The 16286-nt window shown below is 66.4% G+C and carries 16 protein-coding genes; 9 read left to right on the forward strand and 7 right to left on the reverse strand.

What is annotated here, in order from left to right; all coding sequences use genetic code 11:
- Positions 1-25 precede the first annotated feature (25 nt).
- The gene (locus ACQHI0_RS06410) at positions 26-1435 is read right to left on the reverse strand and encodes a PLP-dependent aminotransferase family protein (RefSeq protein WP_427906993.1); all 1410 of its coding nucleotides are present in this window, start codon (positions 1433-1435) and stop codon (positions 26-28) included.
- A gap of 79 nt (positions 1436-1514) precedes the next feature.
- On the opposite strand from ACQHI0_RS06410, the gene ACQHI0_RS06415 reads away from it, so the two are divergent.
- The gene (locus ACQHI0_RS06415; protein WP_427906994.1) at positions 1515-1853 is read left to right on the forward strand and encodes a cupin domain-containing protein; all 339 of its coding nucleotides are present in this window, start codon (positions 1515-1517) and stop codon (positions 1851-1853) included.
- A 54-nt stretch (positions 1854-1907) separates the two neighbouring features.
- Here the strand turns inward: ACQHI0_RS06415 and ACQHI0_RS06420 are convergent, their stop codons facing one another.
- Positions 1908-2552: a TRADD-N-associated membrane domain-containing protein gene (locus ACQHI0_RS06420; protein ID WP_427906995.1), complete on the reverse strand. Its 645-nt coding sequence runs from the start codon at positions 2550-2552 to the stop codon at positions 1908-1910.
- A gap of 270 nt (positions 2553-2822) precedes the next feature.
- Between ACQHI0_RS06420 and ACQHI0_RS06425 the strand changes: the two genes are divergently transcribed.
- Positions 2823-4175, forward strand: a complete 1353-nt coding sequence (locus tag ACQHI0_RS06425) for a lipase family protein (protein WP_427906996.1) — start codon at positions 2823-2825, stop codon at positions 4173-4175.
- Positions 4176-4234: 59 nt separating this feature from the next.
- Here ACQHI0_RS06425 and ACQHI0_RS06430 read toward each other — a convergent pair whose 3' ends face one another.
- From ACQHI0_RS06430 to ACQHI0_RS06440, 3 genes are all read right to left on the reverse strand, one after another.
- Complete coding sequence (locus ACQHI0_RS06430) at positions 4235-4585, reverse strand: histone-like nucleoid-structuring protein Lsr2 (RefSeq protein WP_427906997.1); 351 nt, start codon at positions 4583-4585, stop codon at positions 4235-4237.
- A 58-nt stretch (positions 4586-4643) separates the two neighbouring features.
- Positions 4644-5618 (reverse strand): AurF N-oxygenase family protein, encoded by a 975-nt coding sequence (locus ACQHI0_RS06435; protein WP_427906998.1) that lies wholly within the window; start codon positions 5616-5618, stop codon positions 4644-4646.
- Between the two features lie 89 nt (positions 5619-5707).
- Positions 5708-6556 (reverse strand): SDR family NAD(P)-dependent oxidoreductase, encoded by an 849-nt coding sequence (locus tag ACQHI0_RS06440; protein WP_427906999.1) that lies wholly within the window; start codon positions 6554-6556, stop codon positions 5708-5710.
- Between the two features lie 42 nt (positions 6557-6598).
- Between ACQHI0_RS06440 and ACQHI0_RS06445 the strand changes: the two genes are divergently transcribed.
- The 7 genes from ACQHI0_RS06445 (at position 6599) to ACQHI0_RS06475 (ending at position 12502) form a co-directional block, all read left to right on the forward strand.
- Positions 6599-7624 (forward strand): alpha/beta fold hydrolase, encoded by a 1026-nt coding sequence (locus ACQHI0_RS06445; RefSeq protein WP_427907000.1) that lies wholly within the window; start codon positions 6599-6601, stop codon positions 7622-7624.
- A gap of 97 nt (positions 7625-7721) precedes the next feature.
- On the forward strand, positions 7722-8183 hold the full coding sequence (locus ACQHI0_RS06450) for a VOC family protein (protein WP_427907001.1): 462 nt from the start codon (positions 7722-7724) through the stop codon (positions 8181-8183).
- A 155-nt stretch (positions 8184-8338) separates the two neighbouring features.
- On the forward strand, positions 8339-9175 hold the full coding sequence (locus ACQHI0_RS06455) for an alpha/beta fold hydrolase (protein ID WP_427907002.1): 837 nt from the start codon (positions 8339-8341) through the stop codon (positions 9173-9175).
- Between the two features lie 76 nt (positions 9176-9251).
- Positions 9252-9914 carry a hypothetical protein gene (locus tag ACQHI0_RS06460; RefSeq protein ID WP_427907003.1) on the forward strand — a complete coding sequence of 221 codons (663 nt, stop codon included), beginning with the start codon at positions 9252-9254 and terminating at the stop codon, positions 9912-9914.
- 50 nt (positions 9915-9964) lie between these two features.
- Positions 9965-10633, forward strand: coding sequence for a GNAT family N-acetyltransferase (locus tag ACQHI0_RS06465; protein ID WP_427907004.1), 669 nt, complete (start codon positions 9965-9967; stop codon positions 10631-10633).
- A gap of 183 nt (positions 10634-10816) precedes the next feature.
- Positions 10817-10984 carry a hypothetical protein gene (locus tag ACQHI0_RS06470; RefSeq protein ID WP_427907005.1) on the forward strand — a complete coding sequence of 56 codons (168 nt, stop codon included), beginning with the start codon at positions 10817-10819 and terminating at the stop codon, positions 10982-10984.
- Positions 10985-11230: 246 nt separating this feature from the next.
- Positions 11231-12502 (forward strand): PucR family transcriptional regulator, encoded by a 1272-nt coding sequence (locus ACQHI0_RS06475; protein WP_427907006.1) that lies wholly within the window; start codon positions 11231-11233, stop codon positions 12500-12502.
- Here the strand turns inward: ACQHI0_RS06475 and ACQHI0_RS06480 are convergent, their stop codons facing one another.
- Together ACQHI0_RS06480 and ACQHI0_RS06485 are read right to left on the reverse strand one after the other, a co-directional pair.
- Positions 12503-14056: an acyl-CoA carboxylase subunit beta gene (locus tag ACQHI0_RS06480; protein WP_427907007.1), complete on the reverse strand. Its 1554-nt coding sequence runs from the start codon at positions 14054-14056 to the stop codon at positions 12503-12505. It lies immediately after the preceding gene.
- A gap of 139 nt (positions 14057-14195) precedes the next feature.
- Positions 14196-15953 (reverse strand): FAD-dependent oxidoreductase, encoded by a 1758-nt coding sequence (locus ACQHI0_RS06485; protein WP_427907008.1) that lies wholly within the window; start codon positions 15951-15953, stop codon positions 14196-14198.
- Positions 15954-16286: the final 333 nt, after the last annotated feature.

The following is a 16286-nucleotide window of genomic DNA, read 5'->3' on the forward strand; positions in this document are numbered from 1 at the left end:
CCCTGACGCAGCGTCAAGGTCAACCCTAGAGGGCGAGTGGGGGTGCCGCGGTGGTCGGTGTGGCCGGCGGGCGATACGCGCGCCAGGCCTGCGCGAGGCGGGCGACCGCCGCGGTGAGCGTCTCCGTGGGATGCAGGAAATGGAGCCGCAGATAACGTTCGCTGCCGCCGGTCGGATCCAGCCCGCTGCCCGCCAGGATCGAAACGCGCTGGCGCAGTGCGGCTTGCGCGAAGCAGGCGCCGTCGCCGTAGGGCAACCGGATCCAGAGCGTCTGCCCGCCCTCGACCGGGGGCACGTCCCATTCGGGGATCTGGCGAGCGAGTTCGGCGCGCAGGTGGGCGTGGCGTCGCGCGCGTTCGGTGGCTTGTGCGCGGAGCAGGCCGTCGAGGCGGGGGAGTAGCTCGGCCGCGGCCAGTTGGGCAGGCAGGTTGCCGCCGAGGTCGTGCACCGCGCGCAGTCTGGCCAATTTGCTGATGACGGGTGGTGCGGCGCGTATCCAGCCGACGCGCAGGCCGCCCCAGACGCTCTTGCTCAGCGAGCCGATGGTGATCACCGTGTCGGCGAAAACGGCCAGGGGCTGCGGAGTTTCGCAACCGGTGAAGCCGAGCTGGGCAAGCACCTCGTCGTCGATGAGCGCAATCCCCGCCGCTGCTGAAGCTTCCGCGAGTGTGCGCCGCACGAGCGTGGGCAGTACCGAACCGGTCGGGTTCTGGTAGGTGGGAATCACGTAGGCGAGCGCCGGGCGGTGATCGCGGAGCGCACGCGCGAAACCATCCAGCCCCGGCGGCAATCCGGTCACGACCGCCGCTTGCGCGCGAAACGCTTCCAGCGCACCGGGGTAGGTCGGAGCTTCGACGAGAACTCGATCGCCGGGCCGGAGGTAGGCCTGCGCAAGTAACGAAAGTGCTTGTTGCCCACCGGTTGTGGCGAGTATCTGGGCCGGCTCGGTCGGTAGCCCGCGCCCTCGGTAATGCTCGGCGACCGCCGCCCGCAGCACCGGATGACCCGAGGGGTAATAGCCGATGTCGTCGGTCGTCGCGGCCAAGGCCGGCAGCATCGCCGCGTAGGACTCGGCCACTTCGACAGGTGGTCGGTCCGGTGCCGCGCACGCCAGCGAGATCACGTCGGACCGTGGCTCGAGCAGGTCGAGAAACATCGGCTCACCGGTGGTATCCGGCGGATCGTCGCGCGGCGTCCCCGCGACCCGGGTGCCGCTGCCCTGACGCCGCACGATCCGTCCTTCGTCGTGGAGCAGGTCGTAGGCCGCGACGACGGTGCTCCGCCCGACCGACAGCGCGACGGCGAGCGTCCGATCCGGTGGCAGCAGCGCACCGGGCGGCAGTTCACCGTCGTCGATCAGCCCGCGCAACCCCGCCGCGAGCAGGGCGTACAGCGGCCCACGCCCCGCCGACCAGCGCCCGAGTCGATCTGTCACATTGATTGGTTCCATAGCCAAACCAATTATGCTCGATTGGCGCTGGATCGGCGCGCCGAGCCGATCGACGATGGTCACCATGACAGCCTCGAGCGCCACCGGTTCCGTGTCGATCACCGCAGCTATCGCCGCCCTGCCCGGTCCGTTCCAGCAACGCGAGTTGGCGAGGGTCGACGACACCGTTGTCCGCGTCGCCCAGCTGGCGGGCGCGTTCCCCTGGCACCACCACGACGAAGACGAACTCTTCCTCTGCTGGGACGGCACCATTCGCCTCGAACTGGCAGACCGGGAGCCGGTGATCCTGCGTCCGGGTGAATTGTTCGTAGTGCCCAAGGGAGTTCGGCACCGACCGGTCGTGGACGAGGTCGCCCATGTTCTCCTGATCGAGCGCCCCGAAACCGTTCAGTTCGGCAATTAGTTTCCCCGGAAAAGACAGCTGGTCGGTGTGGGCGAGCAGGCGCTCGCCGGATCGCTACCGATCGGTTCCGGATTCGACGGGTACGGCACGAAGGAGTTCAGCGACTTCCGATGGCGTCGCGGCCGGAAACAGTTGTCGCACACCGATCATGGCCAGCAGTCGATCCTGATCGGCACCAACTCCCATCCGTGACACCACATCATGGGCCGCGCGGTTGGCCTCAGCGATCTCGTACGCTTTGCCAAGGCGGGTGAGGTTCTCACTCACCATCTTGTCGAGATCGGTGGACCGCTTGTAGAACAACGCGGTGATCCCGACCGGCACCGCTCCCATGATCGACGTCGCGGCCGCCGCGTCCCGATTCCCGAACGCCACCATCGACGCCGCGGCTAGCACCACGACAACCCCGCAACAGCCACTGATCATGTACGCCCAGAAGAACGCCGTGCTCTGCGCCATCGCAGTGCGCACCTGGCGCAGGTATTCCTCCGTTCGATGACGGATCGCCGGGGCATTGTCGATCGCCGCATCCGCCCGATGCCCCGCCGCCGCTGTCGGGTTCGGGTCGCCGGCGATGGTCACTTCGATTGCCCGCTTGTTGACGCGGCGGCTGAACGTCGTCGACCACCAGGCCGACACGGCCGCGACAATCGTCGGAAACAGGCCACCCAGGCCGATCAGGGCCAGTATCTGATCCATCGTATTCCCCCGAAGATTGTGCTCGCACCCCAGCAAAGATCCAGGCGCACTCTACCGCGACGCGATCGTACCCAGCTTGTTCGCCCACTGGCACAACGCAATTCACGGACCGCGTGCGGGCATCTCGCTGGCCGGTCTGGTGGGGCAATCCGCGAACCGGGCCGATGGCGTGAGGTTCAACGGGTTGGCCGTGACGGCATTGTGAACAAGCACTCTTGTTAGAAACAAGACAAAGTGCTGTAATCGGCGTCACCCATTGAAGGAGATGCCATGCAGTGCAGCACGGCCGCTACCGTCCGCCCGCGTCGCCTGGCCGCGCGCAGCCTGCTTGTGGGGCGGGTGGCAGCGCCTTTGGCCGCGATCTGTCTCGCGATATCGAGCGCGGGCTACGCCACCGGCGATCCGTATCCGAGTTTTCCACCGGACCAGAACCAGCTCCCGCAGCTGCCCGCCGAACCCCAGCTCTACGACATGCTGCCGATCCCGGTGCCCGCCGAAGATCGGTGGTACGACGACCCCGCGGACCTGAGTTCCTATGCGCCGGGCCAGATCATCCGCTCCCGCACGGTGCAGACACGCCTGCTCGGCCTGCCGTTTCCGGTGCACACCGAACAGTTGCTGTATCGCAGCAACGACGTGCACGACAACCCGATCGCCACGGCCACCTCGGTGATCGTCCCCGGCATTCCGTGGTCGGGCAGTCCGCGGCCGGTCGTGTCGTTCCAGGAGGCCATCGATTCGACCGACTCCTCGTGTAACCCGTCCTACACCCTGCAGACGGGCACGATGAAGGAGGCCGCGCTGGCGGTGTATTGGCTCGCGCAGGGGTTCGCGATCAACGTCGCCGACTTCGACGGCAAGTTCAATACCTTCAACACCTATGACGAAGGCAAGATGGTGCTCGACAGTCTGCGCGCCATGAAGAACTCGGCGCTGGGTCTGACGGACTCCGGTATCGCGCTCTACGGTTACTCCGGTGGCGGCTCAGGTTCGATCCGCGCGGCCGAACTGCGCGCGAGTTACGCCCCCGATGTGCGGTTGCTCGGTACCGCGGTGGGTGGATTCCCGGCCGACCTGCGCGCGCAGGCGCGTTACGCGATCGCCCAGCAGCCGGGCCTTACCGGCGCCAGTAATTTCACCATGTGGCTCGGCTTCGCCGCGTTGTCACGGGAATTCCCCGACCAGTTCGACGCGAAGGAATTGCTGACCCCCGAAGGACAGGCGATCGTGGCGGATATGCGCGGTCGCTGCGTTTACACGATCGCGGCCGCAGGCGCGTACCGGCCGATCAGTGCCTATTTCCAGCCGGGGAAGTCACTCGAAACGGCGCTGGGTGTGATGGATGTTCTCGCGGATCAGAGTCTGGGGCACCATATTCCGGACAGCCCGATCTTCTGGTGGCACGGAATCTGGGACGAACTGATCCCGACGTCGGCGGTACTGCCAACGGTGAACGATTACTGGGACCGCGGCGCGGATCTGCGGTTCTACACGATGCCGCTCCCTGAACACCTCGTCAACGCCGTCGCGGGCTGGCCGCCCGCGGTCGCCTGGACCAGCGCGGTGCTGCGCGGTCTGCCGCCGGGAGACCGATTCAAAGCCGATATCCCACTGCCCAACTGAGACGAGAACAGCACGGCGCGCGGAGGGAATGCGCGCCGTGCTGTTGACGAACCGAAGCTTTACGCCGAGGCCTGCTCATAGGCCGAGATGACTTCCGCCGAGATCCGGCCACGGCTGGAGACCGTGTGCCCGTTCTGCGAAGCCCACGCGCGGATCTCGGTCAGATCGTTGCGGCGGGTGGATTCGGCTGCCGGTGCCGCGCCGAGGCGCCGTGCGGAGCCCGCCTTCGCCCGACCGGTGCGGCGCGCGTACGGAACCCACTGTTCGAATACCTCACGCAACTCTGCCGCGTTGGCATCGGACAGATCGATTTCGTAGGCGGCCCCGTCGATTCCGAAGGTGACAGTCGCATCGGCAGCAGACGTGCCATCGAAATCATCGACAAGTGTGACAACGACTTTACGCGCCATGGGAGTCCTGTTCGTTCGGGTGCCGAGAATTACCGTGGCCGATCTTAGTCCGTGGCGTTCAGCTCGCGCGGCGTTGGGGTTCACCGCGATAGCGTGTGTAGCCGCCGTCGACTTTCAGTACCTTCCACAGCTGCCGGGTCACCGGGTTCATCATGCCGAGTTCGTCGACGAGGGTGCGGATGTCGCCGAAGAATCCGCGCAGGATCTGGCGGGAGGCGGGGCTGCGCCAGAACGCGTCCGCGAAAACCTCGTCGGGGATGTCGAACTTGGTGGCGAAGGATTTCGACGGCTTCACCAGTTCGTCGGCGAGCCAGCGCATCGCGATCGGGAACGCCACCGCGCAGACCGTGGTGCGCACCGGACCCATCCGGGCGATGTGGGTGCGCAGGAACTCGTGGGCGAACGAGATGTGGCGCGCCTCTTCGGCGATGTGGATCTGCATGATCCGCAGCAACGCGGGCTGGGTCTGCTGGTCGGAGCGGATCAATGCCTTCTGATAGTGGTCGATCGGTTCCTCGCCGCCGAGGATGCCGATGAACAGAATGGCCCAGAAGTAACCGCCCGCGACGCCGATGAACGGTGACATCGCCCGGAACATCGGTCGCATGCCGGGCACATCGTCACCGATGCGGTTGACCAGTTCCTGGAACATCTGGATGTGGTTGCACTCCTCGGTCATCTCGTGGAGGCAGTACCGGAATTCCGGCGAGCCGTTGGGCAGGGTCATCGCGTACTGCATCATCCCGCGGATCAGGATGGATTCGAAGGCCAGCCCGACCTTGGCCGCGTTGGCCTGACGCCACCGCCCGATCTCGATCCGGCGTTCCAGCGGCAGGTTCTGGTACCAGCTCGTCGCGCCGAGTGGGTCGAGTTCGGGGGAGAGCACCCAGCGTGGGTCGTTGCGGTCGATCGCGAGTTCCGGTGCGTCCCAATCGATGTCGAGGTAGGGGTCGAACCGGCGATGGACCGACCCGGCCGAGAGGGTGTGCAGGGTCTCGGCGTACTCGGCAGCCGCGGTCTTCGAGAACGTCATTGTTTCTCTCCGTTGTCACCTGGACAGCCATCGAGCGGCTGATCCTCAATGTAAATGTAACGCACTGTTCCAGGTATTTCTAGGGGTGCTCAGTCGGCGCGCGGGATGCGTCCGTCGACGTCGGTGAACCCGTAATCCTCGGCGAGATCGGCGACTTTCCAGGCCTGTCCGGAGCGCGTCGACCGGCCGGGGTCGGCCGCCAGGGCGACCACCGCGCGCCCGGCGAAACGCGGAGTCTCGGCGGCGTCGAGGTCGAAGGTGCCCTCGCCGGGCAGCGTGACCTGACGGCGGCCGTGCTCGTCGGCCGGAACCAGTTGCAGCAGTTCGGTATTCACGATGCCGGGCCAGATCGAGACCGCCGCCGCGCCGGTGCCGTTCAGGTCGTGGGCGAGGTCGGCGGTGAGGCGGTCAAGTGCGGTCTTGCCGACGCCGTAGACGGCATTGTGCATGTAGCGCCGGGCGCCGGGGGAGGACACGTTGACGATGAGCCCGGCCGATTCGATCAGGAGCGGAGCCGCGAAGACGCTGGCCACGTAATGGGATCGAACGCCGATGTCGAAGGTCTCGTCCCAGGCTTTGGCGGGCACGTCCCAGAACTTGCGGCCGAGCCAGCGGGCGGCGGCGGGGGAGTTGTAGACGTTGTTGACGAGCACGTCGAGGCGGCCCTGCTCCTCCCGGATCCGGGTGAAGAGGGTCTCGACCGCGTCGTCGTCGCGGTGATCGCAGACTGCCGCGACGCCGTGTCCGCCGAGTTCGGTGATCATCGCGGCGGTGTCGTGCACGGTGCCGGGCAGCTTCCCTGGCTCGGCGGTGCGTCCGGTGACGTACACGGTCGCACCGGCCGCGCCCAATTCGAGGGCGATGCCTTTGCCGATGCCGCGACTTGCCCCGGTCACCACCGCGACGCGCCCGGCCAGAATATTGGGTGTTCCGCTCATGACCTCCGGACACTACCGTCAAATCAGAACACGTTCTAGAAAATGGAGGCGGCAGTGGAGCAGAGATTCCTCGATACCGGCGGCGTCAGGATGCATGTCACCGAGCAGGGGCAGGGCTACCCGGTCGTGTTCTGTCACGGCTTCCCGCATACGGGCTTCATCTGGCACCGGCAGGTGAAGGCCGTGGCCGAGGCGGGATTCCGGGCCATCGCACCCGACCTGCGCGGCTACGGCCGCACCGACGCGCCCGCCGACGTCGACGCCTACACCAACGTGGCGGTGATCGGTGATCTGCTGGCGCTGCTCGACGACATCGGCGCCGAGAAGGCGGTGTTCGTCGGTCTCGATTTCGGTGCCCAACTGGTGTGGGAACTATCGCTGCGCGCTCCTGAGCGCGTGGAAGCCATTGTGGTGCTGAACAATCCGTACTCGCCACGCCCGCCCCGCGCGCCCTCGGCCTTCTGGACCAAGGCCGCCCAGCGCCACTTCCTGCACCTGTCCTACTTTCAGGAGCCGGGCGTTGCCGACGCCGAATTGGCCGCGCGGCCGCGGGATTTCCTGTCCCGCGTCTACTTCTCCCTCTCCGGCGACTACCACTACCTCGACACCTGGAAGAACCCGCCGGGCCTCGGCTACCTGGATGTGCTGCCCGCGGCGCCCGCGCTGCCGTGGCCGTGGCTCACCGACGACGAATTCGACACCATTGCCACAGAATTCGAACGAACGGGCTTCACCGGCGGGTTGAACTGGTACCGCAACCTGGATCGCAACTGGGAACTCGCCGAGCCCTTCGCCGACGCCCGGATCCAGGTCCCCACCTATTTCCTCTACGGCGAGAACGACCCCGACATGGAGGGCTTCAGTGGTCGCGACCCGCTGGCCACGCTGCGGGCCAATGTCACCGATCTCCGTGCGGTAGTGGAAGTTCCGGGTGCGGGGCATCTCGTGCACCTCGAACGAACCGAAGCGGTGGACGACTTCCTGATCGCCGCGCTGCGCGAGGTCGGTGCCGATCAGCGCACGCGGTCGTCGGGCCCGGCTGTCTCGCCCCACTCGCCGGCCTCGTGACGCACGCAGTGGCGCGGGCTCGACCGCGGTGGTTGCGCCGAGTTGTCGGAGGCGTGGCCTACGGTGACGAAAAGGACCTGCCATGGACGGAGCAAAGATGAGTCGCCATATCCAGATCACCTTCGACGCGCACGACCCGGCCGCGCTGTCGACCTTCTGGCGCGATGCGCTGGGCTATGTGCACCCGGGGCCGCCCGGTGTCGAGGTGCCCGCCGGTGTCGATCCGCTGGCGGTGTGGGATCAGTTTCTCGCGCGCCTCGGTGTGCCCGCCGAAGAACGGAACTCGAAGTCGGCCATCGAGGATCCGGAGGGGCACGGTCCACGGGTCTTCTTTCAGCGAGTGCCGGAGGACAAGGTCGCGAAGAACCGGGTGCACCTCGATGTTCGCGCGGCGCCCGGGCTCCAGGGCGACGAGCGGATGGCCGCCCTCGAGGCAGAGTGTGAGCGGCTGGTCGCGCTCGGGGCAACGCGGGTCGAGCGCTTCGAGCCCGAACCTCCGATGAGTGCCGGATGGATCGTGCTGGCGGACCCGGAGGGAAACGAGTTCTGTCTGGACTGAGCGTCATTTCTCCGGCCGGAGCCGGAGGAACCCGGTAGTCGTTCGGTGTCGATCGGCGAACGGTGCGTTCTTCCGTGGGGTGCCGGTATCGGCGGTTACCGTGGATCGACCACGACGACGTGGTCACGTGGCTGCCACTGGAAGGAAGCCCGGGGATGCGGCATTTCGACTTTCGCGGAACCTCGATCGCCTACGACGAAGCGGGTGCGGGTCCACCGATCGTCTTCCTGCACAACCTCGGCGGCGATCGGCACATCTGGCGGGCGCAATTCGACGCGTTGCGGCACAACCACCGGGTTTTCGCGATCGACCTCATCGGCTACGGCGAATCGGACGCTCCCGACGCCGGGTACACGGTCGAGAACTATCTGGCCATGGTCAGCGCGTTCTTCGAGGAGCACGATCTGCGCGATGTGACGTTGGTCGGCCACTGTTTCGGCAGCGCGTTGTCACTGCTCTACGCGCAGCGTCATCCCGAGCGGCTGCGGTCGCTGGTACTCAGCAGCCCGCTGACCCCGGCTACCTTGCGACCGACCAGAACGGGATGGGCGGCATGGCTCGGTCGGCGGCTGCGCATCGACGCGCTGCTCGCACGTGTCCGCGTTCCCGGCCCCGTGGCCGGGCTGATCGTGGCGGAGCAGCTCGGTTGCGAACGGGCGCCGCATGCGGCGCAGATCGTCGCGCATCTGCGCGAGAGCTGGACCGAACCCCGGCGCCTGATGGTCACGGCCGCGATCTCCCGGGAGATCCCGCTGCTCGGCGAGCTGGACAGCTTCGCACCGCCCGCCGGCTTTCCGCCCGTCACCACGGTGTGGGGGAGTCGTAATCGAGTGCTGTGCGCCCATGCCGGAGCCGCGCTGAACCGCACGCTGAAGCCGTCGCGGTCGATAGTTGTCGACGGTGCGGGTCATCTGGTGATGGTCGAGGCGCCCGATCAGTTCACCGCCGCGGTGCTCGCCGCGACGACGGGCACGCGGGTGGCCGATTCCTAGCCGGCGACATGCGGCCACAGCGGGCGCTGTTCGTCGGTGCACCGAACTTGTCGGTGCGCACCTCTAGTCTGCTCACATGGACGGACCGGACTCTGCGCTACGCCGCTTGACACGCGAGGCGGGAAAGTTGTTGCGGCCATACGGCTTTCACGGGACAGATGCCGCCTGGACGCAGGTCACCGCAGGCGGTGTCGCCTCGATTCGCCGCACCCGCACCCAGCGAACCTGGACAGACGGTCAGCAAGTGCTCTCCTTCGGTCTGGAACTCAGCGCGACGCCGACGGCGTGGTGGGAATTCTGCAACTGGCGCAACGGGGTGCGAGGTCTGGAACCGGCCGCGCCGGAACAGGCCACCGGGCCGGGGCTCATCGACGAGCACGGCATGGGCGAGGAGTTGACCCAGTGGTGGTCACTGCGGGTCGACCCGGCCCACCGCGCACGCCCCGCGCTACAAGCCGACGTCGACACCGTTCGCGCCGACTTGCCGGCGCGCGTCCACGCCTACGCACGCCGGGCACTGCGCCTGCTCGAACCGGACGCCTATCTCGACGAACTACTGGCGGACCCGAATCCACAGCCCGCCACCCTGGAAGCGATCGTGGTGCTGCTCGCCGAGCACGGCCCCGGACCGCGCCTGGACGACGCGGTGACCCAGTTCCGATTATCCGTCGCGGACCTGGACCAGCCGGGAGCCGACAACGCCATCGCCTACTTGCGCGACCGAACCGTTCCGGTCTGACTGTCCCGCTCGAGCGGCCCGACGGGCGATTCGCCATTATCATTCCGCCCGTGGGAGATGCGGTTACAGGCGACGATGCTCGGCGGATTCGCCCTGGCAACAGGAAGGACTTCGGTGTAGCAGCCGGACTGCTGGCAGCGTCCATGGCCGACGACCCCGCGACACGGTGGCTGCACCCGAAAGAATCCACCCGCAGAACCCGGCTCACCCGCGCGTTTCGAACCTCGCTCGATGATTCCCGCGATTGCAGCGACGGCGTAGATCTCGCGCTCGATGGCACCGGATCGATCGTCGGCGTCGCGGTGTGGCTGGCCACCTTTCATGTCCTGCCGCGCGCGACGATGGGTCGTCAGCTGAAAGCGCTTCACACCTACGGTTCGCAGGCCGCACGTGCGCGCACGGGTGCGCGCGCGACCTACGCGGCGGGCGTGCAGGAACAGCACTGGCACCTGTTGGCAGTGGGGGTCGCCGCGGCGGCCCGCGGACGTGGACACGGGCGGGACCTGGTCGCGGCGGGCATGTATCGAGCGGCCGCCGACGGCGTCCCCGTGCACTTGGAAACCACGAACCCGAGCAACCTCTCCTTCTACGAACGCCTCGGATTCGAGACCACCGGGGTGATCGACCTTCCCGGTGGTGGCCCGCGGAGATGGCTCATGCGCCAAGTGCCGCAACCGATCCCGAATCACCCCCGCGGCAGACGGCCACGCGATACCTGACGGCGCGGCGAAAGGCGAGAAGTTCGCGACGGAAATTGTTGTGGAAATCCATGACAATTCCAGGGAATGGGAATTGGAAGGTCAAAAACTGCGCGCGATGATAGCGATCGGCGTGGCGACCGTGATCTGATCGAGATGTCCCGAATCTGGGATGCTTCACAGAGTACGAATAAGGATGACCGTATGAACTCCAGAATTACCCGTCCGCTCGCCGTTGCCGCCATCGCGCTGTCCGCCGGTGCGATCGTCGCCGGTCCCGCTTCCGCCGCGGCCCCGGCGCCCGTCTCGGGTTCGGTGGAAGTGTGTGTGCCGCTTCCCCTTCCGCTGCTCGAGGTCAGCTTCTGTCTGTAACCGGCTAACACGGCTATTTTGCGGCGGTGGCGATCATCGTTCCCGGAGTGAAGATGTGCGCGGCTCCGGTTCGCCGAGCGCCACCGCCGCACTGCCCTCGACCCGCAGGCCCGCGGGCTTCTTTGTCGGAAAGCATCATTGATCCAGCGTTCTCTTGCTCCTTGTCACAAGCGAAGGTTGGACGGGGGATTGTCGTTCACGGTAGTTTGGGGGCTTGCCCAGTGACCTGGGTGGGAAGGATTCATCATGGCTGGCGCTACTTCCATCGAGCCGTTCCTGACCGTTTCGGGGCGGCCGGTATCGAACCCCTTGAAAGATGTGCGGACGATATCCCGCCAGATGGTGGTGCATTTCATCGAGAATGTCGTGCCGTGTGGCACGCTGCCCGGCGAAGCGCTCGACGGAGACGTCACCACGGTGACGCGCGTCTGTCTGGAACTGACCAGGAGCATGCTCGACGGCCGCGATATCCCGGGGCGGGTGGAGCGGGTACAGGCCGCCGCCGCCGACTGGGCACGCGAGGGAATCCCGATCGACACCATTCACGACGCCGTACACGAGGGCTTCAAACTCGGCTTCGATCTCGTCATCACCAATGTGACCAACCACGACTACGACACCGTCGTCGGGGTGGCGCGCCGGCTGATGGACGCCCAGAACATGATCACCTCGGCGGTCTCGGTGGCCTACGTTCGCGAATTGCGCTCGGTGGACAGCGAGCACCACACCGCGGTGCACACGCTGACCTCGGCCCTACTCGGCGGCCAGAACACCTCGACGATGGCACGCGAATGCGGAATCGAGGTCGCCGAGCGTTATCACGTGATGGCACTGGAACTTCCGCCGCACCCGGAGGAATTCGACCCGTCCCTCGATGCGAAAGTCGTCGCTCGACGCAAACTGCGCCGGGTTCAGGCCGAACTGGCGGACCGGTGCGACGGAAAAGTGCTCTCGCTGTTGAGCGTGGACGGCGGCACATTGCTGCTCCCGGTCCCGGAATTCTCCGAAGCCGAGCTGGACGAGTTGATCGTGCACCTGTCCGCGGCCGCGCAGGTCCCGGTGCGTGCGGTGGCGACAACGGCGATACCGAGCGAAATCCCACGTGCCGCCGAACAAGTCCATGAGCTGGTCGAAATCGCACATCGGTTCGGCGGTCCGAGCAAGGTGTATCGCCCGCACGAATTGGCCTTCGAATATCAGCTGACGCGTCCGGGTCCCGCGCGCGATTATCTGAGTTCCATTGTCGATTCCCTCGAAGCGCATCCGGAACTGTTGCGCACGCTCGAGGTGTATCTGTCCACGAATATGCAGCGTGCCAGGACTGCCCGCACCATGTTCATCCACACGAACACCGTCGATTACCGATTGAAACGGATCGGCCAGATGACCGGGTTCGACCTCAATGATGTGTCCGGTCTATGCCATCTGCGCGCCGCGCTGTTGATCCGGGCCCACCGTGGGTCCGGATCAACAGAGCTCTATCGAAGCCAGAGCGAAACCAGTTCGCGCGCAGGCTGATCACATGGGATAGACCGAGTGCTTGCGCGGGTTGAATTCCGGGGTGACCGGCGGCTTGTCGCGCAGCAGGCGCAGCGCGTGCCGGATCTCCAGGCGGGTACGCGCGGGTTCGATGACGGCGTCGATGTAGCCACGTTCGGCGGCGATCCACGGTGTCGCGACGGTCTCGTTGTACTGGTTGATCATCCAGTCGCGCGCCGCGGCGCGGTGTTCCTCGGCGATAGCGGCCAATTGGCGTTTGCCGGCGAGATCGACCGCGCTCTCGGCGCCGATCACCGCGATCCGGGCGGTCGGCCAGGCGAAGCTCACGTCGGCGCCGACCTGACGGCAACCCATCATGCCGTAGGCGCCGCCGTAGGACTTGCGCACCACGAGGTTGATGATCGGCACCGTCGCCTCGATGATCGCGCGCGGAACCCGGCCACCACGGATGATCACGCCCGCGTCCTCCTGGTCGAGTCCGGGCAGCACGCCGGGGGTGTCGACGACGAAGATCAGCGGGATGTTGAAGGCGTCGCAGAGCCGGATGAAATAGGTCGACTTATCGGAGCAGGCGGCGTCGATGGAACCGCCGAGCACCAGCGGCTGGTTGGCGATCACGCCGACCGGATAACCGTCGACTCTGGCGAACCCGGTGATCAGGTTCGGGGCGAACGTCGCTCGGATCTCATGGAATTCACCGTCGTCGAACAGCCGGAGCAAGATGTCGTGCATGTCGTAGCCCGTGCGGTCGGAATCCGGGATGATCGTGTCGAGTTCCAGGTCGTAGGCGGTGATGTCGGGTTCCATCCCGGGGTTGACGACCGGCGGCTGTTCCAGGCAACTCGACGGCATGTAGCTGAGGTAGTTGCGGGCCCAGTCGAAGGCGTCCTGCTCGGTCTCGGCGACATGATGCAGCGTGCCGCGCTTGGCCTGCACCTCGGCGCCGCCGAGCGCCTCCGCACTGACATCCTCACCGTTGACGGCCTTGATCACGTCCGGCCCGGTGACGAACATGTAGGAGTCCTTGGTGCCGATGAGCACGTCGGTATTGATCGGCCCGTACACCGAACCCGCGGCGCACTTGCCGAGAATGATCGACACCTGCGGTACGTACCCCGACAGCTTCTCCAGCACCCGGGTCATATCGCCGAACGAGGCGATCGAGCCGACCGCGTCCTGCACGCGCGCGCCGCCGGAATCGTTGATCGTCACCACCGGACAGGCGTTGTCGAACGCGAGTTTCAAGGCCCGCATGAACTTTCGCGCCGCCGCGACACCGACCGAGCCGCCGTACACGGTCTGATCGTGCGCGATCACCACCACCGTCCGGCCACCGATCAACCCGCGACCGGTGACCAATCCGTCACCGTAGAGGGCGTCGGGCTGGTCCGGCTGACGCACCAAGGCGCCGATCTCGATGAATGTTCCGGGATCGAGCAGCATGTTCATCCGCTCGCGAACGCTCGGAATGCCCTTCTTCGCCCGCTTGGCCACGGCGGCCTCACCTGCTGGTTCCGCGGCGATCGCCAGAATATCGGCCAGCCCGTCGAGCTTCGCCTTGGTAGTTACCACGCTTACTGCCACCTTCCAACCAACTCAAATGCTGTGCGCGACGGTAGTCGAATCACCGTGTGGCAGCGCGATAAGCGGGGGAGGCGGGAGAGGTCACAAAGTCTCGGTCGGCTATCTCATCGCATTCTCTACACCGAGCTCAACGGTCCTCGTCGGTGGACGCGGTGACCGGCCAGATCGGCAAGCGAAGGGCGGCGGTCGCGGTGGCGGGGACGACGGGATCGTTCGGCGCCACCGCGGCGATCCGCTCGTACGCAGCGCCCATCGCCGGGCGCGGATCCGGTTCGCCCTTGTTCGGCCACAGCGCGGCGGCGCGTTCGGCCTGGGCGGCGATCGTCAGTGACGGATTGACACCGAGGTTGGCCGAGATCGCCGAACCGTCGACGACGCTGAGACCGGGGTAGCTGTGGACCCGGTGGTAAGGGTCGATGACGCCCGTACTCGCGTCAGGACCGATGACGCAGCCGCCGATGAAGTGCGCGGTCATCGGCACGTTGAAAACGTCCGGCCACGTACTGCCCGGTGTCGCACCGAGTTTCGCGGCGACGTGACGGGTCGCCTCGTGGCCGGGCGGAATCCAGGACGGGTTGGGTTCGCCGAATCCCTGCTTGCTGGTGAACCGGCGGCCGAACAGTCCGCGCCGGGTGTAGGTGGTGATCGAATTGTCGAGGCTCTGCATCACCAGCAGGACCAGCGTGCGCTCGCTCCAGCGGCTGGTGCGCAACAGTCGCACGGTCTGTACCGGGTGGCGCCCGGCGATCAGCAGGACCCGCGACCATCGCGGCAGTCGCTGATCACCGTCGACGAGGTAGGTGTTGAGCAATCCCATGGCATTGGAACCCTTGCCGTAGCGCACTGGTTCGACATGGGTGTTCGGTGTGGGATGGAACGAGGACGTGATCGCGACGCCCTTGGTGATGTCGACGGCAGGGTCGACCTCGGTGCGCCCGGCGCCGAGGATGGCTTCGGAGTTGGTGCGCGTGAGCACCCCCAGCCGCGGCGAGATGTCGGGAAGTACCGCGGTGTCACGCATCCGGAACAGCAGGTGCTGGGTTCCCCAGGTGCCTGCGGCCAGGACGACATGCCGTGCCGACACAGTGGCGCGGTGTTTACGGACCCAGCTTCCGGTGCGTTCGGTGTCGACCAGCCAGCTGCCGTCGGACCGCGGCCGGATCGCGGTGACAGTGGTCATCGGTGTGACCACCGCCCCCGCCTGCTCCGCCAATCCGAGATAGTTCTTGACGAGGGTGTTCTTGGCGCCGTGACGGCAGCCGGTCATGCACTCGCCGCACTCGATGCACCCGGTGCGCTCCGGTCCGGCGCCGCCGAAATACGGGTCGGCGACAGTCCGGCCCGGCTCGCCGAAGTAGACACCGACCGGGGTCGGCACGAACGTGTCACCGACTCCCATCTCCCGTGCCACCGACTCGATGATGGTGTCGGCCGGGGTCATGTGCGGATTGCGGACGACGCCGAGCATCCGCCGCGCCTGGTCGTAGTGCGGGCTGAGCTCGGCGTCCCAGTCGGTGATGCCCGCCCACTGGCGATCGCCGAAGAACGCCGCGCCCGGTTTGTAGAGGGTGTTGGCGTAGTTCAGCGAACCGCCTCCGACCCCGGCGCCTGCCAGGATGAAGCAGTCGCGCAGACGATGGATGCGCTGGATCCCGTAGCACCCCAGCCGCGGCGCCCACAGGTACCGGCGCAGATCCCAGTTGGTCGCGGCGAAATCCGCGTCCGCGAACCGGCGACCGGCCTCCAGGACACCGACGGTGTACCCCTTTTCGACCAGGCGCAGGGCAGTGACACTGCCACCGAACCCGGACCCGACGATGAGGACGTCGTAGTCGCAGGCGGCGGGGGAATCTTCTGACACGGCCCCGACGGTAGAAGCCCGCATGCCGAAGCGACCCGTTCGGCGCGCCCACTGGCGGAACTCACGATTTCGGGCGCGAAGTTATGGCACCGATGACAGTGGACGCCAACCCGCCGCAAGTCCTGCCCGGTGATCCGGACGTACCCCCGGCGGCCCCCTTCGATCCGATCGCGCCGAGCAACGCTGCGGACGGCTGCTGATCGGTCGGTGGGAAGAGCGTGAGATGACCTCGAATATGTTGTAGGTCAACATGATTGGTAGGATCTCGAAGTGAGTGGATGGTCCGGGACCGCAGACCTTGGCCGTCCACTCGCTTGGGGGAATGTGATCGTTCAACCGCGAGGCATCGCGACGCCG

Source organism: Nocardia sp. FBN12 (assembly GCF_050320175.1).
Lineage (GTDB): Bacteria > Actinomycetota > Actinomycetes > Mycobacteriales > Mycobacteriaceae > Nocardia.